Source organism: Cobetia sp. BL01 (assembly GCF_056493605.1).
The window spans coordinates 72,951-96,392 of sequence record NZ_JBVBEE010000008.1; the positions used below are offsets into that span (position 1 = coordinate 72,951).

Sequence of the window (23,442 nt, forward strand, 5' to 3'; positions counted from 1 at the left end):
CCAGATGACGCGAAGATGCCCCCGCCCCTTGCCTCCCGAGACCTTCCTGTCAGCGCCTGCCATCCACCGGACTGCCGGCTGACGCCCGCCTGGCCAGACGCCGCGCCAACCACCCCATCAGCACAGGCTGGATCACCAGCGCGACCACCAGCACCGCCACGAGCAGTGGCATGCCCTCAAGGGCGCCACCCGGCGAGCTGACCAGCAGCGCCGCCCCGAGATAACTGCCCGCGGCAGAACTCAGATGCTGAACGGCACTCTGGGTGCTGGTGAAGGCGGCCCGCTCGTGCTCGGCAGGAATGAAGCTGTTGAGCGTGTTCTGCGCCACCCGCCGCGCCGAGGAGAACAGCATGTAGGCACCAAACCCCACCCACACCAGCGACGGCCCGGGCGAATGAAGCAGGAAGGCCCAACCCACCAGCGCCGTCAGCAGACAGGTGATGGTGCCGGGCCAGACACTGCCGAAGCGATCACACAGCCGCCCGGTCAGCTGCATGCCCACCAGCGACAGTCCGCCTCCGATCATGTAGAGCCCGCCGAGATCCTCGCGAGGCAGATCGAGATTGAACAGCAGATAGCTGGAGAGATTGGGAATCACCAGGAAGTTGCTGAACATCGCGGTGGCGATCAGCGCCAGCCCGAGCCGGTGATTCGGCTGCGCGAGAATGGTGGCGATGGAGGTACCGGCGCGACTGCGAGGATTGTCCAGATGCCCCCGGATCGGCGGCAGCACCCAGGCCAGCAACCCGCAGACCAGCAACGCCAGCAGCGCAACGGCCCGGAACGGCGCCTGCCAGCCAAAGCCTTCGGACAACCACAGCGCGAAGGGCAGCCCCAGCACCGAGGCCACCGAGAAGGCCCCCATCACCATCCCCATGGCGCGTCCACGCCGGATTCCCGGCACGACATCGATCACGATGGCCAGTGCCGTGGCCGCCGCCGGCCCACCGAACAGCCCGCCCAGCATGCGCGCGGCCAGCAGCGTCTCGAATCCGGTGGCGAAGCTCGCGATCAGATGACACAGCGCGGCACCGAACAGAAAGCCCAGCACGGCCCAGCGACGATCGAAACGATCCGCATGCCGCGTCCACAGCAAGGTACCCACCGCCGCCGCCAGCGGGTAGCTGCCGACGATGTAGCCCAGGTGGTCCAGCGGAATGCCCAGCGACTGCGCGAAATCCGGCCCCAGTGCCATCACCATGGTGAAGCCCATGATGACGGCGAACTGCAGCAGCGTGACCAGCGCGATCACCAGACGCTCGTGACGCGTCACCGGTATCGTGCCGTCTTCGTCAGGCACGCGGGGCGCCGCCAACGGCGCAGGCGCATGACGTGAGCCGCTCAAGCGCGTGCGACGCGTTCAAGAAACGTCTCGACGGCCTGCTGGAACTCGCTTGCTCGCTCGGCATGCAGCCAGTGGCCGGCATCCAGCGAGGCATCTTCCAGTCGCGGGAAGCGCTCACGCATTGCCTGGAGCCCGTCGGCTTGCACGTAATTGGAACGTTCGCCCCACAGCAGCAGGGCCGGCAGTTCCACCTCGCCGTGTGCCTGAGGCGCCTCGACGATCTGGGGGTAACCCGCCGCGATGTGATCGAGCCCGACTCGCCAGCCCATACTGCCGTCCTCATCGCGCACCAGGTTGGTGGCGAGGAACTGACGGATAGCCGGCGTTTCCACATGGCGTGCCATCACGTTGTCAGCGTCCTTGCGCGAGGCAGGACGCGCCTCACGCACGGCCTCGAAGGCAGCGAATATCTCATCGTGCCCGTGTCCGTAGGCGATGGGCGCGATATCGGCCACCACGAGACTGCGCAGTCGTTCAGGTGCCTGCAGTGCGACCTGCATGGCCACCTTGCCCCCCATGGAGTGCCCCATGAGATCACAGGTGGGGATATCGAGCTGATCGAGCAGAGCGATCACGTCAGCGGCCTGCTCCGGGTAGCTCATGCCCGCCACATGCGGGCTGCGACCATGATTGCGCAGATCCACCGCGATGACGCGACGCGACTGCGACCAGAACTTGATATGCGAGCGCCAGTTGTCCGCGCTCCCGAACAGACCATGCAGAATCACCAGCGGCGTCGCATCCTGCTCACCCGCCTCATTGCCCTGTGCGGCTTCACGGGCATCACTCTCGTTGTAGAAAAGCTCGACCGTCGTGCTTGTCGCAGTGCTCATCATCATCTCCATGGACGCTAGACAGACCCTCAGACGCTCCCGACCCTCACGCATCGCCCGCGATGGCACGCGCCAGTGCGAAGCGGCAACCTCGTGGCCGAGTGTCAGAAAACGCTCATGTTAGCAGACTATCAAGCCGCCGCGCGGCTCACCGCGGACTGGCTTCCAGATAGACCTTGACCGCCTGCCACAGGGGGCTTCGATAGCGCTCCGGATGCCAGAGCATGGAAAAATGCCGCTTGAGGTTGAGCTGGGGCGTCTCCAGCACGACCAGCTCCCCACGTGACAGCTCCGCATCCACAGACAGGCGTGAAAGGCAGCCCAGCCCGAGGCCGGCAAACACAGCCTGCTTGATGGCCTCATGCTGACCCAGCTCCATGCGCACCTTGAGGCGCTCGATTCGCCCGTGCAGTGCACGTTCGAAGACCGCCCGCGTGCCCGACCCTCCCTCGCGCAGAATCCAGTCGGCATTGGCCAGATCCTCGTCATCGAGTGCCGTTGCACGTATCGCCAGCGGGTGGCACGGCGGCGCCACCACTACCAGTTCATCCTCACGCCAGGTCTGGCTCATCAGGCGTGGCGCGTGACAATCCCCTTCGATCAGCCCCAGCTCGGCATCGTAGTTGAGCACCGCCTCCACCACCTGATGGGTATTGCGCAGGCGCAGGTTGAGCTCGGTCCCGGGATTTTCACGCATGAAGGCCCCTGCCAGGCCGGGCAACAGCCAGGTCCCGATGGTCGCGCTGGCGGCGATTTCCAGCTCGCCTCGCAGGAACCCCTCCTCCAGCCCGGGCTCACGGGCCTCCAGCTCCAGTGCATGGGTCTGTTCCAGCAGCTGTTCGGCACGCGCCAGCAGACGACGCCCATTGGCATTGAGGGCCAACCGGCGCCCGAGCCGCTCGAACAGCGCGACGTCAAGGTGGCGCTCCAGCTCTGAAAGCGCCTGGCTCGCCGCCGATTGCGAAAGCCCTATCTCTCGGGCGGCACCACTGACCGAGCCCTGGCGAGTCACGGCGACGAAGACCTGTAATTGGCGCAGGGTGATATGGATCTGCATATCGGTTTTTCCGGTAAGTGGTAAAGGAATAATCGACTAACTGTCCAATGATATTCCTGCATAAACTATTCATCAAACCAGAAGCACTAAGCATGCAACGCCCTCACATGCACTCAAGACCTTCACACGACAAGACCTGACCCGACACGCCTATCAAGGAGAAAGCCAATGGACGCACAGACGCTGACTGCCCCCCCTGTCACGGAACGGCTGCGCCGAATGGTGCCGGGACTCGCGCTGTGCGGCGGGCTGACACTGGCGGGGCTGGGGCTGCACGCCATTCCGACCCTCGCCGCGACCGGCGTCAGTCCGCTGGTCTTCGCGCTGCTGTGCGGCATCGTGGTCGGCAACCTGCCCGTCACCAGCCGCCATGCCCGGGCACTGGCACCAGGGCTGCATGTCGCGACCAAGAAGCTGCTGCGACTCGGCATCATCCTGTTCGGACTGTCGATCACCTTGCAGCAGATTCTCGGCCTGGGGTGGAGCGTGGTCGTGCTGGATGTCATCGTCATCGCCGCCGTGTTGAGCTGCGGCTATTTCTTGGGCACGCGCTGGCTCGGTCTGGATCGCGATACCGCCTTGCTGACCAGTGCCGGCTCTGCCATCTGCGGCGCCGCGGCCGTGCTGGCGACGGAATCCATGATCAAGGCACGCCCGGCAGCCACCGCCATGGCCGTGGCCACGGTGGTACTGTTCGGCTCGCTGGCCATGCTGGCCTACCCCTTGCTCTACCCGCTGACCGGCATGCATGAGGGGCTGTTCGGCATCTACATCGGCTCGACCATTCACGAGGTCGCGCAGGTCGTGGCGGCAGGTGAGGCGGTAGGTCCGGACGCCCTGGCCAATGCCCTGATCGTCAAGCTGATGCGCGTGATGATGCTGGTCCCCTTCCTGCTCCTGCTGCCCAAGCTGTGGGCCATGCGCAGCCGCAGCGAGGGGGATGACCGCGATGCCGGCGGCAGCATGACCATTCCCTGGTTCGCCCTCGGTTTCATCGTCATGGCCGGGATCAACAGCACCGGCGAGATTCCTGCCGCCCTGCACGCCAACCTGTCCGTGCTGGGGAGCGTCGCCCTGACCATGGCGATGGCGGGACTCGGGGTCGAGACACGCATGGATCGTCTGCGCTCACTGGGCATGAAGCCCTTCCTGCTGGCACTGATCCTGTTCGCGCTGCTCATGGTCGGCGGCTTCGGGGCCAACCTGCTGTTGATGAGGTGATACACGCCGGCAATGATTGAGTGTCGCAATCACCCAATTAGTGCCGCTCAATTGGCAAACCCGGTGAGGCTCAAGCACAATGGCATCCATCCATTGACTCACCGGTTCTGCCGGAAGCCCACGAACATCACGTCACGGTGGGCTTGACGAGTATCACGTACCCTCCAAGGAGAATCTCATGCTGGCAGTCATCTTCGGTCGTCCGGGTTGCCCGTTCTGCGTCCGCGCCAAGGAACTCGCGGAAGAACTTACCGCCAAGCGCGATGATTTCGATTTCCGTTACATCGACATCCACGCCGAGGGCATCACCAAGGCCGACATGGAAAAGACCATCGGCAAGCCGGTGGAAACCGTGCCGCAGATCTTCGTCGATCAGACCCACATCGGTGGCTTCACCGAGTTCAACCAGTACGTTCAGGACGAGGCACTGATGCCGCAGGCCTGATCATCGCCTCGACTTCTGTCTGATCCTGAAAAGCCCTCGCCCATGGCGGGGGCTTTTTTTGCAGCCGGCATGCCAGTTGCTCAGCTGATGCCCCTGCCACGAGCGCCGTCAATCAAGGGGCCAGCTTCCCACCTCTCGCCAGTGCCTTGACTCGTGCCTCCCTCAGGGCAGCCACTCACGGCAACGGGAAAGTGCGCAGCGGAGCGCTTGCGGCGCTCGCAAGCTGCGGCGACAATTCGCCTTTCTCCGCACGTAGCTGGACAAGGAAGCAAACATGAACATGTTGATGGAAGGCGCCGTGCTGCTGGGCTGCGCCGTGGTTGCCGTGCCGCTCTTTCAGCGCCTGGGGCTGGGGTCCATCCTGGGGTATCTGGCGATCGGGGTGCTGCTGGGGCCGTCATTGATCGGCTTCATCTCGGAACCGACCGAGGTGCTGCACTTCGCGGAGTTCGGCGTGGTCATGCTGCTGTTCATGATCGGACTGGAACTCGAACCCAAGCGCCTGTGGGACATGCGCCTCAAGCTTGCCGGGCTTGGCAGCGCACAGATGCTGCTATGCGGAGCGCTGCTGACGCCCGTCGGGTTATGGCTGGGCCTTGAACTGCCGGCCGCCGCCTTGCTGGGCCTGATTCTGGCGCTGTCCTCTACCGCCTTTGCGCTTCAGGTACTCAGCGAGAATCAACAACTGGCGACACCCCATGGCCAGTCAACCTTCGCCATCCTGCTGTTCCAGGACCTGGCCGTGATTCCGCTGCTGGCGCTGCTGCCGCTGTTCGCCGACAACTTCGACGCTTCCACCGGCTCCGGCTGGGCCGGTGTCGCCAAGGGCATCGGCATGGTGGCGGCGGTCATCATCGTTGGCCGCTTCGTCGTTCCGCGCCTGTTGAAGATGGTGGCACGCAGCGAGATCCACGAGATCTTCACTGCCGCGGCACTGTTCGTGGTGATCAGTACTGCCCTGCTGATGGAATGGGTCGGGCTTTCCATGGCACTGGGGGCCTTCCTCGCCGGGGTGCTGCTGGCGGATACCGTCTATCGCCACGAACTCGAAGCCAACATCGACCCCTTCAAGGGCCTGCTGCTGGGGCTGTTCTTCATGGCGGTCGGGATGTCGGTGGACGTCTCGCTGGTCATGGAGCGCCCGCTGACGGTGCTGGGCCTGACACTGGCGCTGATGGTCGGCAAGGTGCTGGTCATCACGCTGGTGGGCCGCGTCGCACGCCTGAAGCTTGCCGAGGCACTGCCACTGGCCGCCGTACTGGCTCAGGGCGGAGAATTCGACTTCGTGTTGCTGACCGCCGGCATGGCCGCCGGCATCTTCGATCAGACGCTTACCAGTCTGGTCATCAGCGCCGTGACGCTGTCCATGGCCGCCACGCCCTTCCTGTATCGCTATGCGCGCAAGTTCGGTGCCGCGCGCGAAGCCAAGCGCCCCTACGATGAAGACTTCGGTCAGGAAGCCCCGCCGGTACTGATTGCCGGTTTCGGACGTTTCGGTCAGATGAGCGCGCGCATTCTCAAGACCCAGGGCATCAACTTCACCGCCCTCGACCCCAACATCACCCAGGTCGAGTTCGTGCGTCAGTTCGGCTCGCGCATCTTCTACGCCGACGCCAGCCGATCGGAGCTGCTGCGAGCGGCTGGCGCCGAGCACGCACAGATCATGCTGGTGGCGGTCGATGACGCCAGGATGACCACCCAGATCGTGCGTACCGTTCGACAACAGTTCCCGCATCTCAAGCTGTTCGTGCGGGCCCGCAATCGCCACCATGCCTGGGAGCTGATGGAGCTGGGCGTGGAACACGTGATCCGCGAGACCTACGCCAGCAGCCTGGAAATGGGCAACGAACTGCTGGTTGCCATGGGCTATCCAAGCGCACGTGCCGCCGAAGTGGTCCGCGCCTTCCGTGAGATGGATGACACCATGCTCAAGAGCGATTTCGAGAACCGCCATGACCCCGAGGCGCTGGTCACCAGCGCCAAGAGCGCCATGGAAGAGCTCAAGCGCCTGTTCCAGACCAAGGGCTGATATCCACTCTCGCCAGCTGCTGTCGCTCCAGAACCGAAAACGCCGCCCTCTAGGGGCGGCGTTTTCGGTTCTGGCATCCACTGGCGTGCCATTCAGCTGCGAGTCACGGCTCCCCCGCGCAGGCGAGCGCGCCACTGCGGCCCGAAGAGATAGGCACACAGGCCCACGACGATGAAGAGCGCCCCCGCCAGCACGCGGCTGGAGACTATCTCGCCATTCAGGGCAGCGCCGAGACTCATGGCGAATATCGGCGTGATCAGGGTGGCCAATGCCACGGTACTGGCGGACAGGCGTGCCAGCACGAAGTAATAGCACAGATACCCGATCAACGAGCCGAAGATACCCAGGTAGACGATCGCCCCCAGCGGGCGCTGTGTCGGCCATGCCTGCGGCACACCATCGACCAGCAGGGCCGCGAGAAGATAGAGCGGAAGCGAGACGAGCAGCGCGCCCTCGGTCTGCACCAGCGGATGAAGCCCTGCTCGCTCTCGCTGGACCAATACGCCGGAAGCGGCAAAGCAGTTGACCGCCAGCAACATGGTCACCACCCCCTTCCAGCTGCCCGGTGGTAGCGCCAGCGAGTCCGAGACGGCGATGGCCAGTCCGCCCAATGCCAATGCGAAACCTAACCATTGCAGCTTGTCAAGAGGCGCACTTTTCAACCACCAGCGCGCGTAAAGTCCTGATAGCAGAGGAGCTAAGCCGAAAAGTAACGACATGATACCGCTTGGTAACCAACCGGCAGCAATATAGGCGAAGTACATCCCACCCCATATCCCCAGTGCAGCCGCCACGTAGCTGCGAATTGCCACGCGACCGAAATCCATTTTCAGCCCGAGCATGCGTAACAATGGGTAACCGATACATGCGGCAATTAACATTCTCCCCATGGCAGACCAGGCCGGCAGCCATCCGGAAGCACTCCATGAAATCGCCAGCGGTGTGGTTGACCACACCATGAGAACCACGCAATACGCCACCAGCACTGGCATTTTCACACTCCGAACAGTCGGTCAGAAAAAAAGGACAATGTCGTTGAATGGCCTTATCTGGCAGGTACCTATAATCGCTCCAGCACAGGGTGCCGATATCCCGTCAAGGAGGCTTCATGCAACGCGAGGAATTTCTACAACAGCTATGGCTGGACTTCGTTCACCGCCATCCGGATATCGGAGCGCTGGACATCTGGCCGGATGGCATCAGGCCCGAATATCTGATGTTCGTGACACTGGATCAGGGGCCATTTCGCAGCGAGAAACTGCGTCCCAGCCTCTATCATCAGGGCTATCGACGCGTGAAGCAGTACGCCATGGCCGACCGTGGCCTACTGGTGGATCTGCTGCTGCCGCCGGATGGCGGCTCGGCTGTCATGCTGGCCGAACTTCAGGCCAATAGCCTGCCTCCCCTTCACCGAGACCTGCTGAAGACGCTCATCAGCCAGAGTCACCGTGACGACTGCAAGGGACAGAACCTGCTGGCGCCGTGCCGCCCATGGGACATGCCGGACTGGCCCACCTTCGAGCGTCTGCTGGAAGCCAACCCGCTGGCGGCATGGCTATCGGTGATGGGCCCGCGCTTGCATCACGTGGGCTTCAACGCCGACGAGCTGGGAGAAACGCTTGAAGCTGTCTGCGAAGGCATGCTGATGCACGGCATGTCGCCGCAGAGCGGGCGCCACCATGCCGTACTCCCCATCAACCCCAAGCTGCAATACCACTACTATCCCGCGCACGCACAACGCATGGTATTCGCCGAAGGTGATGAGCACATGGTGGTGCTGGGAGGGCTGGCCCTGCTGGCAACGGCCGACAGTGGCCAGCATCAGCGCGCCGCCGAGCAACTGCTGCCAGAGCACACGCTCTGCCAGCTGAGTGCCTGACGGACAAGATTCACGAGCCAGATTCGCAAGCAGTAGTGCCGCAACGCCCCTGACGCCTCTGGCGCCAGGGGCGTTTTCATTGGCAAGCCATGTCATGACTCACCGCCATGGGCTCCCCTCGCGAGCCACTGGCTGTCGTGCGCCATGCTCGGGTGCCCCATGAGGTCTGCTGGTGGCTCAGAGCCGTAATACGTTGGTCGCAAGCAGGTTATCAACAGAAGCTGTGGAAAAAGCTGTGAAGAATCTCTGTACATCCACTCATCGGCTTCGCGATCTGGCGACCGATGTCAGATTGATCAAAAATTCACCACTTCACCGCTGAGCGCCTGACTGTCACGAAAAAAGCCTCCGAAACCACCTCGCCTAGCGCAGCAATGAGCCCAGTGACGTGAGCGCCACTCCCAGGTCCATCGGCGTGTCGGTGACCTGTCCCCCCAGCCAGTAGGCGCCGACGTATCCGACGCTGTACGCCAGCAGCAGCGCCGGGAAGAAGCGCAGGTAGCTCATGAAGGTCACCTCACGCACCTTGGAGAGCGCAATCACTCCAGCGGCCGACCCGATGATCAGCAGTGATCCGCCCACGCCAGCGGCGTAGGTCAGCGCCAACCACTCGGCATCGTTCATGCCGACATCCGCCTTGAGCACCGCAGCCGTCAACGGCACGTTGTCGACCAATGCCGACAACAGGCCGATCAGATAATTGGCCTGCATGGCAGGCATCACGTCATAGAGCTGTGCCAGCCCTTCCAGCAGGCGGGCTTCCTTGAGCGCTCCCACCATCAGCAGGATGCCGAGGAAGAATAGCAGAGTGTCGAATTCAATTATCCTGATGTAATCAAGAATTCTGCGCTCTTCGCTGTCACTGCGTCGCTCGGCCACATGCCCGAGCAGGAACATGATCGACATCCCGAACAGGAAGGTCAGCAAGGGCGGGATACCGAACAGCACGTTCAGGCCCAGCGTGGAGAGGATGGTGGCGAGAAACAGCCAGGCCACGAAGCGGTCCAGACGCCGGGTCGGACGGCGTTCACGCGACAGATGGACTTCTCCCCCAAGCCCGGGCAGCAGCAGCGTCGCCAGCAGCATCACGCTGACGAAGGCCGGGATGGCCAGCAGCATCAGCTCACTGATACGCACTTTGTCAGCAAGGAAGATCATCAGTGTGGTCACATCACCGGTGATCAACGCCACCCCGCCGGAATTGACGGCAAACACCGCCAGCACCGCGAAACGCAGCGTCTTCTTCGGCGGCAATCCCAGAGACAGCACCAGCGTCAACGACACCAGCGTAGCGGTGATGTTGTCGGCCAGAGAGGAGAAGGCAAAGGCGAAGGTGCCGGTCAGATACAGCAGGCCTCGCTCACCGATGCGGCCCGGCAGCAATCGATAGATGAGATTGGCGATCAGTCCCTTGGCATTGAGAAACGCCACGAAGGTCATCGCCGCCATCAGAAACAGCCACAAGGTGGCGATTTCCAGCAGATTCTCGTTGAGCGACTCACCGACGTCATCGACTCCCAACGCACCGGGGCCGAAGATGAACAGCAGCAACCAGCTGAACGTCCCCAGCAACAAGGTCGTCTTGGCCTTGTTGAGATGAATCACGTCCTCGATGGCGATCAACACGAAGGCCCCGATCGCCAGCCCCACCAACACTCCCTGCAACCACATGTCGCTCTGCTCCCTGAAAGGGCGTCCATCTCGTGAGAGGACGTCGAGTGGCGGTGCATGCTCACGACGATGGCCGAGTGCCATGTCAGGCCTTCCCTTGCACCGGCCGACAGGAAAGTCGGCGCGCGAATGACACCACAGCTCACGAACCGCCACCATTCGACATCAGATGCGTACGGTTTGCGCAACGTCGAGTTGCTGTCCTCCACGCAAGCGGGGTGGGTTTCCTGTCACGGGTGAATTAGGATGGCGCGATCTGCTGAAGGAGTCGTTCATGTCGAGTATCAGAGGCGTCATCAGCCTGTTGTTTCTGATCACCAATACCCTGTTCTGGTCGGTACCGCTGTACCTGCTGGCATTGCTCAAGCTGCTCAGCCCGTCCCGTCGTCTGCAGCTTCATCTTCTCGAAGGGCTGAACCGTCTCGCCATGGGGTGGATCGGCACCAACAATCTGTGGATTCGCGCCTGGATACGCCCCCATTGGCAGGTCAACGTGCCGGACGCCCTGAAGGATGGCTCCGCCAGGCGACGCTGGTGGCTGGTGATCTCCAACCACCGCAGCTGGACGGATATCTTCGTGCTGCAGTATGCATTGCATCATCGCACGCCCATGCCCAAGTTCTTTCTCAAGCGCGAGTTGATCTGGGTCCCCGTCATCGGCCTGGCCTGGTGGGCGCTGGAATTCCCCTTCATGCGCCGCTACAGCCGTGAACGACTGGCCAATGACCCGCGCCTGGCGGAACGCGACCGTGCCGCAACACGCCGCATCTGTGAGCGAGCGGGCCAGTCGCCCATGTCGATCTTCAACTTCGTGGAAGGCACGCGCTTCACGTCAGGCAAGCATGATCAACAGCAAAGCCCGTACACTCATCTGCTCAGGCCGCGCGCCGGCGGCAGCGCTCAGGTGATCAGCATTCTCGGCGACCGCCTGTCAGGCATACTCGACGCCACGCTGGACTATCGTCACGCCAGCGCGAGCTTCTGGGAGTTTCTGTGTGGCAAGGGGGGAGATATCCATCTGGATATCGTGCAACGCCCGGTGGAACCCTGGATGCTGAACGGGGATTATCACGCGGACGCTGCCTACCGCGAACGGTTTCAGCAATGGCTCAATCAGGTCTGGAAGGACAAGGATGCCCGACTGTCACGTGCAGGACACGACATTGAACAACTCTGACATGCCCCACGAGCCGCTGGGCGCTGTGCGCCTGACCGTGGGCGCCATCTCGACATTTCTCCACAGGACATCTCGCGCGCCGCTGCGGCGACTGGCGTGGCTGAGCCTGGCACTGTGGCTGACAGGCTGCGCCACCGGCAGCTACTCCGGCTCACCGGCAGGCCAATGGATCACGATCCAGAAGGGCGACACCCTGGGGCAGATCGCACGCGACGCTGACATTCCCCTGTTGCGCCTCACCCGCTTCAACCCCGGCGTCAAGATCCGTGACCTCAAGGTCGGGCAGCGCATCCTGGTGCCCACCGCGCGTGAGCGTGCCCCCTCCGGTGGCCCCTATCGCTATCAGCTGCGCCCCGGGGACACCTACTCGAAGATAGGCCGTTACTTCGGAGCCAATCCTCAGCGCATCCAGACCGCCAACCCGGGGCTTCCCCCCAATGACCTGAAAGTCGGCACCCTGATCTCGGTTCCCCTCAATGGTGGCCCCAGCCGAAGCGCTTCCAATGCGCGTGCCAGCGGCGGCAGTCTCGTGGCACGCCCGGACCCGGGTCCGCTGAAGAAACCGCGTCAATCGTGGCGCTGGCCTGCCGCCGGCGAAGTCATCAGCGAATTCGGCACCAACCGCAATGGCCAACTGGCCCCGATGCGGATTCGCACGGCCAGCAATGGGGTCGCCAGCGCGCCGGCCAGCGGTGAAGTCCGCTTTGCCGACAACATGCGGCAATTGGGCAATGTGGTCATCCTCCACCATTCAGGCAATCTGCAGAGCGTATTGGCGCAGTGTGGAGAGATACTGGTCAAGGTCGGTCAGCAGGTCACGCCGGGCACCCCGCTGTGTCGCGTGGCACGTCGCAATGACGGTCAGCCTGAACTGCTCTTCGACGTGCGCCATGGCGGCAAGCCGATCAATCCACGCGAGCTGCTCGAGAAACGCTGAAACTGGGGCTGCCGGCCTCACTGGCGAGCCCTTCAGGGGCTCGCCTTGCCAAACGAGCGTCGGGCATGCCTCGCCCACGGCGTCCTTCATGCCGCGCCTGTCGCCCCCGCGTCAGTTTCGGCCAGCGTGATTGATCTTTGAGCTGTGACCTGTGACCGCCTTGAATCCGCTGCCTCCTGGCAGCATTGCCTGCTGGAGATTGCCCGCGGGAGATTGCCCGCTGGAGTGACCGCGGCTGCAACGACACCTGCGTGGGGTGTCATCACTTCGTCACCTCGCTGTTATGCAGGCGTCACTCCCATGGCCAATACTTCGTTCAAAGGTCATCAGGAGCCGTCATGGAGCGTATCGCCTTTGTCAGTGAAACCTGGCACCCGGAAATCAATGGCGTGGCTCACACGCTGAGCCATCTGTGCGATCAACTCATCACGCGGGGCTGCGAGCTGCAGCTCGTGCGGCCCGCACCCCGCGACGGCAGCCATGAACCACGAGTCGCGCAGGAGCTTCAGGTACGCGGCTTCCGTCTTCCGGGCTATGACACCGTTCAGATCGGCGCCCCTGCCCTGAGACGGCTGACGGCCCTGTGGCGCCAGCATCCGCCCTCCGTCATCTACATCGCCACCGAGGGACCGCTGGGGGTCAGTGCCCTGATGGTCGCGCGTCGCCTCGGCGTGCCCGTGGTGGCAGGCTTTCATACCAATTTCGACCAGTACAGCACCCACTATCATCTCAGGGCATTACGCCCCCTGGTACGTCAGGGGCTGAAGCACTTCCACAATGCCGCCAACCTGACACTGGTCCCGACACGCACCCAGGCCGCCACTCTCGCGCAACAGGGTTTCAAGCATGTCCGGGTCGTGGGACGCGGGCTGGATTGTCAGCGCTTCTCGCCCGTTCATCGCAGTGAAGCGCTGCGTCGCCAGTGGGGCGTCGGCCCTCAGCAGCCCGTCGCGCTGCATGTCGGTCGCCTGGCGGCGGAAAAGAACATCGAGCTGTTGATTCGCAGCTACGAGGCCATGCAGGCCGTGCAGCCGGATATCGCGCTGGTACTGGTGGGCGATGGCCCGCTGCGCGAACGCCTTGAGCAACGCCTGCCGCAGGCGATCTTCGCCGGCTTCCAGACCGGCGAGGCGCTGGCTGCCCATTACGCCAGTGCCGACCTGTTCCTGTTCCCCTCGCTGTCGGAGACCTTCGGCAACGTGGTACTGGAAGCCATGGCCAGTGGATTGGCCGTGGTGGCCTTCGACTACGCGGCCGCTGCGGAAGTGATCCGCGATGACCACCAGGGGTTGCTGGCCCCCTGCACCCAGCCGGACAGATTCATCGAACAGGCAGTGGAAGTCTGCCAGCGACCAGCGCGTATCGCACGTCTCGGAAGAGCAGCCCGTGTACGCGTCGAGCCCATGGCCTGGAGCCAGGTCGCCGAGCATTTTCTTGCCTGTCTACGCCTCGCCGAGGAGAAGCCCGATGCACGATCGCAGCCTTCCCGTCTTTGAGCGACTCGACCTGCTGGAGTGGCGGCTGTGTCGCCAGGTGGCACGTCTGGCGCTGTATCGGCCTATCCTGACCCTCTTTCGCGTGGTCTCGCGCCTCGGTGACTGGCCCGTCTGGTTGCTGCTGACACTCAGCCTGCCCTTCCATCACGTGCAAGGTGGCTGGTTGATGCTGGAATTCGGACTGGCGGCGGGGGCCGGCGCCCTTCTGTATCGCGCCCTCAAGACCCGGCTGTGCCGGGAACGCCCCTTCATCACCTTCACGACCATCCAATGCACCATGCCACCGCTGGATCGCTACAGCTTTCCAAGTGGCCATACACTGCATGCGGTGCTGTTTGCCAGCCTGACGGCTCAGCAGCTGCCGGAACTGGCCATTCTCGTCACGCCGCTTGCCATGTTGATCGCGCTTTCCCGCGTGATCCTGGGACTGCACTACGTCAGTGACGTGCTGGCGGGGGCGCTGCTGGGACTCGGGCTGGCTGAAGTGGCCATCCTGAGTCTTGAGTCCCTGACAGGACTCTGAGCCCAGTGCATGCTCTGTCGGCGGCAGGCCACCTTCGACTTGCCGACAGTCAATTCGCTCTGGCAAGCTCGCCTCATGACGATATCCTCCGAGGCCGGCGACCTGTTCGCCACGCATCCTCAACACGCCCCTTCCCGCACCCCGCCAAGCGGACAGCGACCTGTTGGCCTGCCGGACGACTGGCAGACACTGGCCCATGGCTGGTATCGCCATCCGCTGCACCCGCTCTATCTCAAGCCAGCCGCTCTGACTCCCCTGCAGGCCGACCAGGCACTGGTCACGCTGGATACCACGCTCGACTGGCAGCGGCCGAGCTTGAGCGTGCATGGCAAGACGCATCCCATCCCTCGCCGTCAGGTATGGATGGGGGACGCCGGGGCTCGCTATCGCTATTCCGGCAGCCTGTTCGAGCCAGCGCCATGGCGTCCGATGGCCTGGCATCTGGGGGAGCTTGCCCGTCACGCCATCAACCGCGAGCTGAGCGCGCAGCCGGGGCAGGAACGCCATATCGACCAGCACTTCAACAGCCTGCTGGCCAATCGCTACGCCGATGGCAATGACCGCATGGGCTGGCATAGTGACAATGAACCGGAGCTTGGCGACCGCCCCATCGTGCTGGCCCTGTCACTGGGACGAGAGCGGCCACTGCGCTTCAAGGGACATCCCCGCAGCCCCTACGCACAGGACCCCGCCTTCAACCTGTGGCTGCCCCATGGCTCATTGCTGGTGATGGGGCGCGGCTGTCAGGACCGACTGCATCACGCCCTGCCGCCACGCAAGCTCGAGGGCGTGCGCATCAGCCTGACCTACCGACAGCTATTGACGGCGTCACGCTAGATCCTCATCAGGCACGGGCGGCGGCGAGACGGGATAGCGGGCCCGCAGAGTGTCCAGCATCGCCTGGACCGCGACCGACAGCTCATGACGGCCGCGGCGAATCACGCCGACACGTTGCTCGATGACCGGCCCTTCCAGCCCCAGGCACCGACATCCCAGCGCTGACATCTGATCGGCGCTCATCGCCGGTACCGCGCTGACGCCAAGTCCCTCTGCCACCATACGTCCGCAGGTCACCAGCTGATGGGTCTCGAAGGCGACGGTGAGCTTGAGTCCCGCCTCTGCCAGGCGCCGCTCCAGCATGTGTCGCACGCCCGAGGGACGTTGCAGGGTGATGAAATCCTCTTCCAGCAGCTGATCCCAATGGATGGTCTCGGGAGCGCCCTGTAACAGGGAGTGACCCTCGGGAATGATCGCGATGTAGCGATCCTCGAAGAGTGATTCGAAGACAAGGTCCTCGCGCACCCCGGGATCGAAACAGATCCCCAGTTCCACGCGCCCATCGGTGACACGCTCCACGACTTCCTCGGCGATCACGTCATTGACCTCGATGGTGATCTCCGGGAACTGCCGTCGAAAATCCGCCAGTACTCCTGGCAGCAGATTCCCGGCGAAAGTCGGCATGGCAGCCAGTGCCACACGCCCGCGTCCGAGACTGAATCGCTGGCGCATCTCGTCCTCAGCATGCTCCCAATCCGACAGTATCCTGCGAGCCAGCGGGAAGAAGGCCCGTCCTTCCGGCGTCAGGCTGACCTGTCGAGTGGAACGCTGGAACAGACGCCCACCCAACGACTCCTCCAGATTCTTAACGGCCAGCGACAATGCCGGCTGGGAAAGATGCACCAACGTGCCCGCTTCCACGAAGGACAGGGTTCTGGCCACTGCGACAAAGGCTTTCAACTGTTTCAAGGTCATGCGGCATCCTTCCTGTGGGGTCCCTGGGGAACGCGCCTTGAGATGACATTCGGGGAAACAGGCTCAACCCGTCGCCGGGAGACCCGTCGGCCTCTACACCATTGGTCCAAGGTGGCCAGAGCCGCTTGCGCAGCCTTGCACCGCGAGTCGTCCAGCCCTGTCGTGCATATCCGCCGCTGACCCGCACCACAGGCGGATCTGTGCAGGAAACGAGCGGGCAAGGCGATATCGTACTGCCCCAAGACTCTTCATGAAAACTTATCAATGGATAGAAAAAACAAACTTATCAAATATATACAGCCACCAGATTGTCGGCAATGATGCACTCAAGCCTTTGCCAGACGCCTGCCCCAGGCGCCGGCCACGGAAGATGAGCAGCGACTCATCACCGTCAAAACGACAACACAAGATGCTCAAGGAGAACTTCATGGCAGGATTCAACAAGGTAGTGACCCGCTACGCCGATGCCATGGCGGGCCTGGAAGACGGCATGACGGTAATCGCCGGCGGATTCGGACTCTGCGGTATTCCCGAGAACCTGATCCAGGAGATCAAGCGTCGTGGCGTGAAGGACCTGACCGTCGTCTCCAACAACTGCGGCGTGGACGGCTTCGGGTTGGGCATCTTGCTGGAAGATCGCCAGATCAAGACCATGATCGCCTCCTACGTCGGCGAGAACGCCCTGTTCGAACGCCAGCTGCTGGACGGAGAGCTCGAGGTCATCCTGACCCCCCAGGGCACGCTGGCCGAGAAGATGCGCGCCGCCGGGGCCGGCATCCCCGCCTTCTTCACCGCGACCGGCTACGGAACGCCCATCGGAGAAGGCAAGGAAGTCCGCGAATTCGACGGTCGCCCTTATATTCTCGAGGAAGCCATCAAGGGTGATTTCGCGATCGTCAAGGCGTGGAAGGCCGACCGCTACGGCAATGTCGTCTACCGTCACACGGCACGCAACTTCAACCCGCTGGCCGCAACCGCAGGCAAGATCACCGTGGTCGAAGTCGAAGAGCTGGTGGAACCCGGCGAGCTGGACCCGGCCGAGATCCACACTCCGGGCATCTATGTCGACCGCGTCATCAAGGGCAGCTTCGAGAAGCGCATCGAGAAACGGACCGTTCGCTCGCGTTGAGCCTAGGCTCCGCCTGCATCCGTTTTCTCGCGACGACACTCCCCGACACGGCAAGGCGCCACCTCGATGGCGCTTCAGACAAGGAATACATCATGGCTTTGACACGCGAACAGATGGCCCAGCGAGTGGCACAGGAAATCCAGGACGGCTCCTACGTCAATCTGGGCATCGGCATTCCGACCCTGGTCGCCAACTACATCCCGGATGGCATCGACGTGATGCTGCAGTCCGAGAACGGCCTGCTTGGCATGGGACGCTATCCCTATGACGACGAGGTCGACGCCGACATGATCAATGCCGGCAAGGAAACCGTGACCGCCATCGATGGCGCCGCCATCTTCGATTCCGCCGAATCCTTCGCGATGATTCGCGGCGGGCACGTCGATCTGACGGTACTCGGCGCCTTCGAGGTGGACGTGAACGGCAACATCGCCAGCTGGATGATCCCCGGCAAGCTGGTGAAAGGCATGGGCGGCGCCATGGATCTGGTGGCGGGTGCCGAGAACATCATCTGCACCATGACCCACGCCTCCAAGCATGGTGAGTCCAAGCTGCTCAGCCAGTGTGAGCTGCCACTGACCGGTGCCGGCTGCATTCGCCGTGTCCTGACCGACCTGGCCTTCCTCGAGATCAAGGACGGTGCCTTCCACCTGCTGGAACGCGCGCCAGGCGTCAGTGTCGAGGAGATACAGCGCCTGACCGCAGGCAAGCTCATCGTGCCCGACAATGTCCCCGAGATGCAGCTGGACGCCTGAGACGGCCCAGATGCATCGCTTGACACTCCATCTCTCCGGCGATGATGGGCGCATCATCGCCGCTCTCCGAGAGTCTTGATGGTTGCAAGACCATCCACCGGCAGCGCTGCCATCGCTGCCGGTTTTTTTATCTCTTTCCCTCACCAAGCATGACGACCTGGCGGATCATCCGCGAAGCTGTCCACTGCCTTGAAAGCCCGCACGCACGCCCCATCCCCACGACGATGACTCACCTTGGCAACCTCTCAAGCGGAACAATATACGGCGAGGTTTTATACCGACCAGAAACCAGGATAACGGGATAAAAGCAAGTCACTGTCAATCCTTGCGAAATCTGAAAAACTGACTGGCGCAATGCCGTCCATTCGAGAAGAATCTGCTCACGAGACACCCGACCAAAGGCGAAGTTTTTGATATTTCATTTGACCTTGGAGGCGCGGCAGCGCAGTATTGATCTCGTTGGTTAGCAAGTCGTATATCGTCAGTCGTGATCGAAACACTTCGGTACCTGGTGCATATCCTCCTTGTTTTACCCACGTATATCGGGTAACTCCCGGCAATATCATCAGTAAGGAATTACGATCATGGCAACTGGTACAGTCAAGTGGTTCAACGACACCAAAGGTTTCGGCTTCATTTCTCCGGACGACAACGGTGACGACCTGTTCGCACACTTCTCCGAAATCCAGGCTGAAGGCTTCAAGTCTCTGCAAGACGGTCAGAAGGTTTCCTTCGACGTCACCCAGGGCAAGAAAGGCCTCCAGGCCGCTAACATCAAGATCATCGACTGATCATGAGTTAGCTGAAAGAGACTAACCTCTCTTTCCACGGAAAAGCCCGCTTCGGCGGGCTTTTCTGCGTCTGGAGATTGCCTCGAAAGCCGTGACGGCCCCTCCCCTGCCAGCCAGTTCCGTCGTGCCTCAGCGCCACTTGCCTGCAACCCACGACACGATCCAGTTCTCCCGGACCAGAGCCGAGCCTGCTGCCTGACGCCTGACGCCTGACGCCTGTCACAGGCAACGAAAAAGGGACCGCCGAAGCAGCCCCTTTCCCGTCCAGCCTTGCCTGTCTTCAGCCCATCATCAGCCGCGGTAATAGCGCTGCTCGACGAAGGGCATCTTCGTCACGGTCATCGGCAGTCGCTTGCCGCGTACGTCCGCGAAGACCTGAGTGTCCAGCACGCTGTGCGCGATCGCCACATAGCCCATGGCGACCGGCTTGCCGTAGCTCGGGCCGAAGCTGCCCGAAGTCACGACACCGATGCGGTTGCCCTCGCCGTCGAATAGCTCGGCACCTTCGCGAATCGGAGCACGCCCTTCAGCCACCAGACCGACTCGCTTGCGGGTGTGATCCTTGTTGGCGATCTGGGTCAGGATGACGTCCGCCCCCGGGAAGCCGCCTTCACGTGCACCGCCCTGACGACGCACCTTGCCCAGCGCCCAGATCAGGCTGGCTTCCACCGGCGACGTCGTGGTGTCCAGATCATGACCATACAGGCACAGTCCAGCCTCGAGACGCAGTGAATCCCGCGCCCCGAGACCGATGAACTCCACCTCTTCCGCCGCCAGCAGCAGACGCGCGAAGCGCTCCGCCTCAGCATCGGGGACGGAGATCTCGAAACCATCTTCACCGGTATACCCGCTGCGACTGACCCAACACTCGATGCCATCGATGGTGACATGGGCATGATGCATGAAGGTCAGCTCGCAGGCCTCGGGCGACAGACGCTGCATGACCGCGTGAGCCAGCGGCCCCTGCAGGGCGAGCAGTGCCCGATCCTCCAGCACCTCAAGCTCGATCTCCATCGGCAGCCCCACACGCAGATGCGCGACGTCCTGATCCTTGCAGGCAGCATTCACCACCACATAGAGGTGATCGCCACCATTGACGATCATCAGGTCATCGAGGATACCGCCGGTATCACTGGTAAAGAGTCCGTAACGCTGCATGCCCACCGGAAGATCGACGATGTCCGTCGGTACCAGCGTCTCCAGCGCCGCCTGCACGTTCTCTCCGCGCAGGATCAGCTGCCCCATGTGCGAGACATCGAACAGCCCCGCCTTGGCACGCGTATGCTCGTGCTCCTTCTTGACGCCCAGCGGATACTGGACGGGCATGGAATAGCCTGCAAACTCGACCATCTTCGCTCCCTGCTCGACGTGCAGGTCATGAAGCGCGGTCTGCTTGAGACCGGTGACAGCGGCGGAATCGGACATCATCATTCTCCAGAGTGGCATGCAACATCTCTCCGACAGCCAGGTGAAGCTGGCCCTGTGCTGCCGGAGGCTAGTGATCGAGATAGGACAATCTGAGGGGGCTCACCCCGCCGCGCCTGCCAGCGACGGGGGGCTCCTGATGCGATCAGCGGTCTTCGCCCGCCAGCACTTCCTTGCCGTCAAAGTAGTCGCGGGTCAGCTTGAAGACCACGGGCGACAGCAGCGCCAGACCAATCAGGTTCGGAATCGCCATCAAGGCATTGAAGGTATCCGCCATCAGCCAGATGAGATCCAGCTTGGCCATCGCGCCCACCGGAATCGCGATCACGAACACGATGCGATACAGCATGATGGCGCGCGTACCGAACAGGTACTGGAAGCACTTCTCGCCATAGAAGGACCAGCCAAGGATGGTGGTGAAGGCAAACACGGCCAGCGCGATCGCGACCAGATGGTTGCCGACACCCGGCAAGGCCTGATCAAAGGACATGGAGGTCAGCGCCGCCCCCGTCTCACCAGAAGACCACAGGCCGGAGGTGATGATGGCCAGCGCGGTGATGGTGCAGATGACGATGGTATCGATGAAGGTGCCCAGCATGGCGACCAGCCCCTGACGTACCGGGTTCTTGGTCTGCGCGGCAGCGTGGGCGATGGGCGCACTGCCCAGGCCGGCTTCATTGGAGAAGATACCGCGCGCCACACCGAAACGGATGGCCGCCATCACCGCCGCACCGGCAAAGCCGCCAGTCGCCGCGACTGGATTGAAGGCGTAGGTGAAGATGAGGCCGAAGGCGTGACCGATCTGGTCAGCATTGATCACCAGAATGACGATGCCCGACAGGAAGTAGGCAATCGCCATGAACGGCACCAGCTTGCCCGCCACGCTGGAGATGCGCTTGATGCCACCCAGAATGACCGCACCCGCCAGCACCATCATCACGACACCGGAGGCCCAGTGCGGAATGGCAAACGAGGTTTCCAGGGCATCCGCCACGGAGTTGGACTGCACGGTATTGCCGATGCCAAAGGCCGCGAAGCAGCCGAAGAAGGCAAAGGCGCCCCCCAGCCAACCCCACTTGGCCCCCAGTCCGTTGCGGATGTAGTACATCGGACCACCGACGTGGTTGCCGTTGTCATCCACTTCGCGATAACGCACCGCACAGACGGCCTCGGCGTACTTGGTCGCCATGCCGACCAGCGCCGTGATCCACATCCAGAAGATCGCCCCCGGTCCACCCAGCGCGATCGCCGTCGCCACACCCGCGATGTTGCCGGTACCGATGGTAGCGGAGAGTGATGTCATGAGGGCATTGAACGGCGACATTTCACCATCGCCATCCTTGCCGGGCGCGCGCCCGCTCCAGAGCAGCTTGAAGCCGGTACCCAACTTGCGGATCGGCATGCCCTTGAGGCCCGCCTGAAGATAGAAGCCGACCCCGAGCAGCAGGATCAACATCACCGGGCCCCACACCACGCCATTGATGGCGGTAAAGAGAGAACTGATCATTTCCACGCAGATTTCCTCCGCTGAATTGTTGTTATGACTCGATGCGAGGAGAGACACATCGGAAATCCCGTCTGGCCAGCCGGTCAACCGGACAGCACGCCAAACGGACAGCTCACATTAGCGGAAGCTTCCAGTCTTCACTACCCCAACAGGGCTTTACGCTGGAATGCGAGCAAAACGTCACGCAAAAATCATGAAAATGTGTCAATCGCCTGAGGGATTCAGCCCGTTGATGGGCGTCACTCAGTGGATATCTCTTTCCCTTGTGCCGGCAACCTGAGTCTCTCCCGGGTCTTCCCCCACACCTCTCGCGGGCAGTCCCGTGACGACAGGCACGCTCCGGCGGGCTCTCCTCGGGGATACCTGCCATCAGGACACGCCTGATGATCAGAGCGTGAAGGAGCTTCCCTCAGCGAATATGGGTGTCGCTGCCTGCGACACCATTGACAGCACGTGAATCTGGACACAACATGGGAAACAAGTTTCCAATACGAAACAAGCGACACTCTACCTCGACTCAACAGGGCTCGCAAGCGCAGGAAAGTGGCATCAGATTCTCGCTGGAAACCCACCTCCCGTCAGAGGATGAGGACCTTGAGAACTGACTTCCAGCGGTGAAAAAAACGGTCTGTACCCTGCACTCATGGGCCTTGTGCGCTGATACCTTCGCGCCATGGCGCAGATAGACCGGGCGTGGCAAGGCGAGACACTGGACGCCCGGAGCACGACGGACCACGATGAAGAGGGCAACTCGCTTGCCACTCGCCAAAAGTCGTAGAGGCACGCCGCGCTCAGCTACTGCCACGTGTCGAGACCTTCGTGCATAATGGCGCAACGATTCCCTGAATCAGAAAATCTTTTCACATAGGAAAACACTCATGAGCAACATTCCTGCCACGCTTAAGTACACCGAGAGTCACGAGTGGGTTCAGGACAACGGTGACGGTACCGTGACCATCGGCATCACCGACCACGCTCAGGAAGCGCTGGGCGACGTCGTCTTCGTCGAATTGCCGGAAATCGGTCGCGAACTGGCGCTGGAAGAAGAGTTCGGTGTCATCGAGTCCGTCAAGGCGGCCTCTGATCTGTACGCGCCGCTGGCCGGCGAAGTCATCGCCGTCAACGAGAGCCTCGAAGACGCGCCGGAATCCGTCAACGAAAGCCCCTATGACGATGCCTGGATTCTGAAGATGAAGGTCGCTGACAGCGCCGAGCTGGAAAAGCTGCTCGACGCGGACGCCTACACCCAGCTGGTGGAAAGCGAAGCCTGATCACGGTTGGCCTCCAGCCGCTGTCCGAGACAGCGCTGTCACATGGCTGGAGGCCGCTTGCCCGTCTCACCCGGTAGTACGCTGGCTCGGCGCCCCCAGCCGAGGCTTCACGATTCCCGACGCCCTGCCCGCCCTCCTGCGCCGGCAAGGCGATGTTCCTCCCGCGGACTGTCACTTGCAGTTCCCGTTGCAGCACAGG

21 protein-coding genes are annotated in these 23,442 nt (G+C 62.4%); 13 read left to right on the plus strand and 8 right to left on the minus strand.

From position 1 onward, the window contains the following. Window positions 1–49 precede the first annotated feature (49 nt). The 3 genes from ACZYGA_RS13825 to ACZYGA_RS13835 form a co-directional block, all read right to left on the minus strand. Window positions 50–1,300 carry an MFS transporter gene (locus ACZYGA_RS13825; RefSeq protein WP_136938122.1) on the minus strand — a complete coding sequence of 417 codons (1,251 nt, stop codon included), beginning with the start codon at window positions 1,298–1,300 and terminating at the stop codon, window positions 50–52. 41 nt (window positions 1,301–1,341) lie between these two features. Next, window positions 1,342–2,178 (minus strand): alpha/beta fold hydrolase, encoded by an 837-nt coding sequence (locus ACZYGA_RS13830; protein ID WP_077372775.1) that lies wholly within the window; start codon window positions 2,176–2,178, stop codon window positions 1,342–1,344. 148 nt (window positions 2,179–2,326) lie between these two features. Beyond that, a complete protein-coding gene (locus ACZYGA_RS13835) occupies window positions 2,327–3,235 on the minus strand; it encodes a LysR substrate-binding domain-containing protein (protein ID WP_479399418.1) in 909 nt (302 codons plus the stop codon). 168 nt (window positions 3,236–3,403) lie between these two features. Here ACZYGA_RS13835 and ACZYGA_RS13840 point away from each other — a divergent pair, with 168 nt between their 5' ends. From ACZYGA_RS13840 to ACZYGA_RS13850, 3 genes are all read left to right on the plus strand, one after another. Next, window positions 3,404–4,456 (plus strand): YeiH family protein, encoded by a 1,053-nt coding sequence (locus ACZYGA_RS13840; RefSeq protein ID WP_479399420.1) that lies wholly within the window; start codon window positions 3,404–3,406, stop codon window positions 4,454–4,456. Window positions 4,457–4,634: 178 nt separating this feature from the next. Then, window positions 4,635–4,901 carry a GrxA family glutaredoxin gene (locus ACZYGA_RS13845; protein WP_077372769.1) on the plus strand — a complete coding sequence of 89 codons (267 nt, stop codon included), beginning with the start codon at window positions 4,635–4,637 and terminating at the stop codon, window positions 4,899–4,901. Window positions 4,902–5,175: 274 nt separating this feature from the next. Beyond that, the gene (locus ACZYGA_RS13850) at window positions 5,176–6,930 is read left to right on the plus strand and encodes a monovalent cation:proton antiporter-2 (CPA2) family protein (protein WP_077372766.1); all 1,755 of its coding nucleotides are present in this window, start codon (window positions 5,176–5,178) and stop codon (window positions 6,928–6,930) included. A 92-nt stretch (window positions 6,931–7,022) separates the two neighbouring features. Here the strand turns inward: ACZYGA_RS13850 and ACZYGA_RS13855 are convergent, their stop codons facing one another. Next, on the minus strand, window positions 7,023–7,922 hold the full coding sequence (locus tag ACZYGA_RS13855; RefSeq protein ID WP_077372763.1) for a DMT family transporter: 900 nt from the start codon (window positions 7,920–7,922) through the stop codon (window positions 7,023–7,025). 116 nt (window positions 7,923–8,038) lie between these two features. Between ACZYGA_RS13855 and ACZYGA_RS13860 the strand changes: the two genes are divergently transcribed. Further along, entirely contained in the window at window positions 8,039–8,809 is a 771-nt protein-coding gene (locus ACZYGA_RS13860) for a VOC family protein (RefSeq protein ID WP_077372760.1), read from the plus strand. Window positions 8,810–9,172: 363 nt separating this feature from the next. Here ACZYGA_RS13860 and nhaD read toward each other — a convergent pair whose 3' ends face one another. After that, on the minus strand, window positions 9,173–10,480 hold the full coding sequence (nhaD, locus tag ACZYGA_RS13865) for a sodium:proton antiporter NhaD (protein WP_077373243.1): 1,308 nt from the start codon (window positions 10,478–10,480) through the stop codon (window positions 9,173–9,175). A gap of 274 nt (window positions 10,481–10,754) precedes the next feature. Here nhaD and ACZYGA_RS13870 point away from each other — a divergent pair, with 274 nt between their 5' ends. From ACZYGA_RS13870 to ACZYGA_RS13890, 5 genes are all read left to right on the plus strand, one after another. Then, window positions 10,755–11,657, plus strand: a complete 903-nt coding sequence (locus tag ACZYGA_RS13870) for an acyltransferase (protein WP_084208996.1) — start codon at window positions 10,755–10,757, stop codon at window positions 11,655–11,657. Further along, window positions 11,644–12,594, plus strand: coding sequence for a LysM peptidoglycan-binding domain-containing protein (locus ACZYGA_RS13875; RefSeq protein ID WP_255304395.1), 951 nt, complete (start codon window positions 11,644–11,646; stop codon window positions 12,592–12,594). Before ACZYGA_RS13870 ends, ACZYGA_RS13875 begins: the two co-directional genes overlap by 14 nt. 338 nt (window positions 12,595–12,932) lie before the next feature. Then, window positions 12,933–14,090, plus strand: a complete 1,158-nt coding sequence (locus ACZYGA_RS13880) for a glycosyltransferase family 4 protein (protein WP_479399421.1) — start codon at window positions 12,933–12,935, stop codon at window positions 14,088–14,090. Further along, the gene (locus ACZYGA_RS13885; protein WP_077372749.1) at window positions 14,062–14,613 is read left to right on the plus strand and encodes a phosphatase PAP2 family protein; all 552 of its coding nucleotides are present in this window, start codon (window positions 14,062–14,064) and stop codon (window positions 14,611–14,613) included. The genes ACZYGA_RS13880 and ACZYGA_RS13885 overlap by 29 nt, the downstream gene beginning before the upstream one ends. 75 nt (window positions 14,614–14,688) lie before the next feature. Continuing rightward, on the plus strand, window positions 14,689–15,450 hold the full coding sequence (locus ACZYGA_RS13890) for an alpha-ketoglutarate-dependent dioxygenase AlkB family protein (protein WP_479399422.1): 762 nt from the start codon (window positions 14,689–14,691) through the stop codon (window positions 15,448–15,450). Here the strand turns inward: ACZYGA_RS13890 and ACZYGA_RS13895 are convergent. Next, window positions 15,442–16,365 (minus strand): LysR family transcriptional regulator, encoded by a 924-nt coding sequence (locus ACZYGA_RS13895; protein WP_479399424.1) that lies wholly within the window; start codon window positions 16,363–16,365, stop codon window positions 15,442–15,444. The two genes, ACZYGA_RS13890 and ACZYGA_RS13895, sit on opposite strands and share 9 nt — an antisense overlap. A gap of 427 nt (window positions 16,366–16,792) precedes the next feature. Between ACZYGA_RS13895 and ACZYGA_RS13900 the strand changes: the two genes are divergently transcribed. From ACZYGA_RS13900 to ACZYGA_RS13910, 3 genes are all read left to right on the plus strand, one after another. Then, entirely contained in the window at window positions 16,793–17,494 is a 702-nt protein-coding gene (locus ACZYGA_RS13900) for a CoA transferase subunit A (protein WP_077373240.1), read from the plus strand. 92 nt (window positions 17,495–17,586) lie between these two features. Further along, complete coding sequence (locus ACZYGA_RS13905; protein WP_084209001.1) at window positions 17,587–18,249, plus strand: 3-oxoacid CoA-transferase subunit B; 663 nt, start codon at window positions 17,587–17,589, stop codon at window positions 18,247–18,249. 584 nt (window positions 18,250–18,833) lie between these two features. Beyond that, on the plus strand, window positions 18,834–19,040 hold the full coding sequence (locus tag ACZYGA_RS13910; RefSeq protein WP_077372737.1) for a cold-shock protein: 207 nt from the start codon (window positions 18,834–18,836) through the stop codon (window positions 19,038–19,040). A 291-nt stretch (window positions 19,041–19,331) separates the two neighbouring features. Here the strand turns inward: ACZYGA_RS13910 and gcvT are convergent, their stop codons facing one another. Together gcvT and ACZYGA_RS13920 are read right to left on the minus strand one after the other, a co-directional pair. Further along, on the minus strand, window positions 19,332–20,465 hold the full coding sequence (gcvT, locus tag ACZYGA_RS13915; protein WP_077372734.1) for a glycine cleavage system aminomethyltransferase GcvT: 1,134 nt from the start codon (window positions 20,463–20,465) through the stop codon (window positions 19,332–19,334). Window positions 20,466–20,610: 145 nt separating this feature from the next. Continuing rightward, entirely contained in the window at window positions 20,611–21,972 is a 1,362-nt protein-coding gene (locus ACZYGA_RS13920; protein ID WP_373996116.1) for an alanine/glycine:cation symporter family protein, read from the minus strand. 878 nt (window positions 21,973–22,850) lie between these two features. On the opposite strand from ACZYGA_RS13920, the gene gcvH reads away from it, so the two are divergent. Then, window positions 22,851–23,243 carry a glycine cleavage system protein GcvH gene (gene gcvH / locus ACZYGA_RS13925; RefSeq protein WP_077372729.1) on the plus strand — a complete coding sequence of 131 codons (393 nt, stop codon included), beginning with the start codon at window positions 22,851–22,853 and terminating at the stop codon, window positions 23,241–23,243. Window positions 23,244–23,442: the final 199 nt, after the last annotated feature.

What these genes read in the sequence shown, in the direction of transcription:
- ACZYGA_RS13870 (WP_084208996.1), top strand. Translation starts at nt 10,755, where the DNA reads ATGTCGAGTATCAGAGGCGTCATCAGCCTGTTGTTTCTGATCACCAAT.
- ACZYGA_RS13905 (WP_084209001.1), top strand. Translation starts at nt 17,587, where the DNA reads ATGGCTTTGACACGCGAACAGATGGCCCAGCGAGTGGCACAGGAAATC.
- ACZYGA_RS13900 (WP_077373240.1), top strand. Translation starts at nt 16,793, where the DNA reads ATGGCAGGATTCAACAAGGTAGTGACCCGCTACGCCGATGCCATGGCG.
- gcvH (WP_077372729.1), top strand. Translation starts at nt 22,851, where the DNA reads ATGAGCAACATTCCTGCCACGCTTAAGTACACCGAGAGTCACGAGTGG.
- ACZYGA_RS13895 (WP_479399424.1), bottom strand. Translation starts at nt 16,365, where the DNA reads ATGACCTTGAAACAGTTGAAAGCCTTTGTCGCAGTGGCCAGAACCCTG.
- gcvT (WP_077372734.1), bottom strand. Translation starts at nt 20,465, where the DNA reads ATGTCCGATTCCGCCGCTGTCACCGGTCTCAAGCAGACCGCGCTTCAT.
- ACZYGA_RS13830 (WP_077372775.1), bottom strand. Translation starts at nt 2,178, where the DNA reads ATGAGCACTGCGACAAGCACGACGGTCGAGCTTTTCTACAACGAGAGT.
- ACZYGA_RS13845 (WP_077372769.1), top strand. Translation starts at nt 4,635, where the DNA reads ATGCTGGCAGTCATCTTCGGTCGTCCGGGTTGCCCGTTCTGCGTCCGC.
- ACZYGA_RS13850 (WP_077372766.1), top strand. Translation starts at nt 5,176, where the DNA reads ATGAACATGTTGATGGAAGGCGCCGTGCTGCTGGGCTGCGCCGTGGTT.
- ACZYGA_RS13835 (WP_479399418.1), bottom strand. Translation starts at nt 3,235, where the DNA reads ATGCAGATCCATATCACCCTGCGCCAATTACAGGTCTTCGTCGCCGTG.
- nhaD (WP_077373243.1), bottom strand. Translation starts at nt 10,480, where the DNA reads ATGTGGTTGCAGGGAGTGTTGGTGGGGCTGGCGATCGGGGCCTTCGTG.
- ACZYGA_RS13860 (WP_077372760.1), top strand. Translation starts at nt 8,039, where the DNA reads ATGCAACGCGAGGAATTTCTACAACAGCTATGGCTGGACTTCGTTCAC.
- ACZYGA_RS13855 (WP_077372763.1), bottom strand. Translation starts at nt 7,922, where the DNA reads ATGCCAGTGCTGGTGGCGTATTGCGTGGTTCTCATGGTGTGGTCAACC.
- ACZYGA_RS13880 (WP_479399421.1), top strand. Translation starts at nt 12,933, where the DNA reads ATGGAGCGTATCGCCTTTGTCAGTGAAACCTGGCACCCGGAAATCAAT.
- ACZYGA_RS13885 (WP_077372749.1), top strand. Translation starts at nt 14,062, where the DNA reads ATGCACGATCGCAGCCTTCCCGTCTTTGAGCGACTCGACCTGCTGGAG.
- ACZYGA_RS13890 (WP_479399422.1), top strand. Translation starts at nt 14,689, where the DNA reads ATGACGATATCCTCCGAGGCCGGCGACCTGTTCGCCACGCATCCTCAA.
- ACZYGA_RS13910 (WP_077372737.1), top strand. Translation starts at nt 18,834, where the DNA reads ATGGCAACTGGTACAGTCAAGTGGTTCAACGACACCAAAGGTTTCGGC.
- ACZYGA_RS13840 (WP_479399420.1), top strand. Translation starts at nt 3,404, where the DNA reads ATGGACGCACAGACGCTGACTGCCCCCCCTGTCACGGAACGGCTGCGC.
- ACZYGA_RS13920 (WP_373996116.1), bottom strand. Translation starts at nt 21,972, where the DNA reads ATGATCAGTTCTCTCTTTACCGCCATCAATGGCGTGGTGTGGGGCCCG.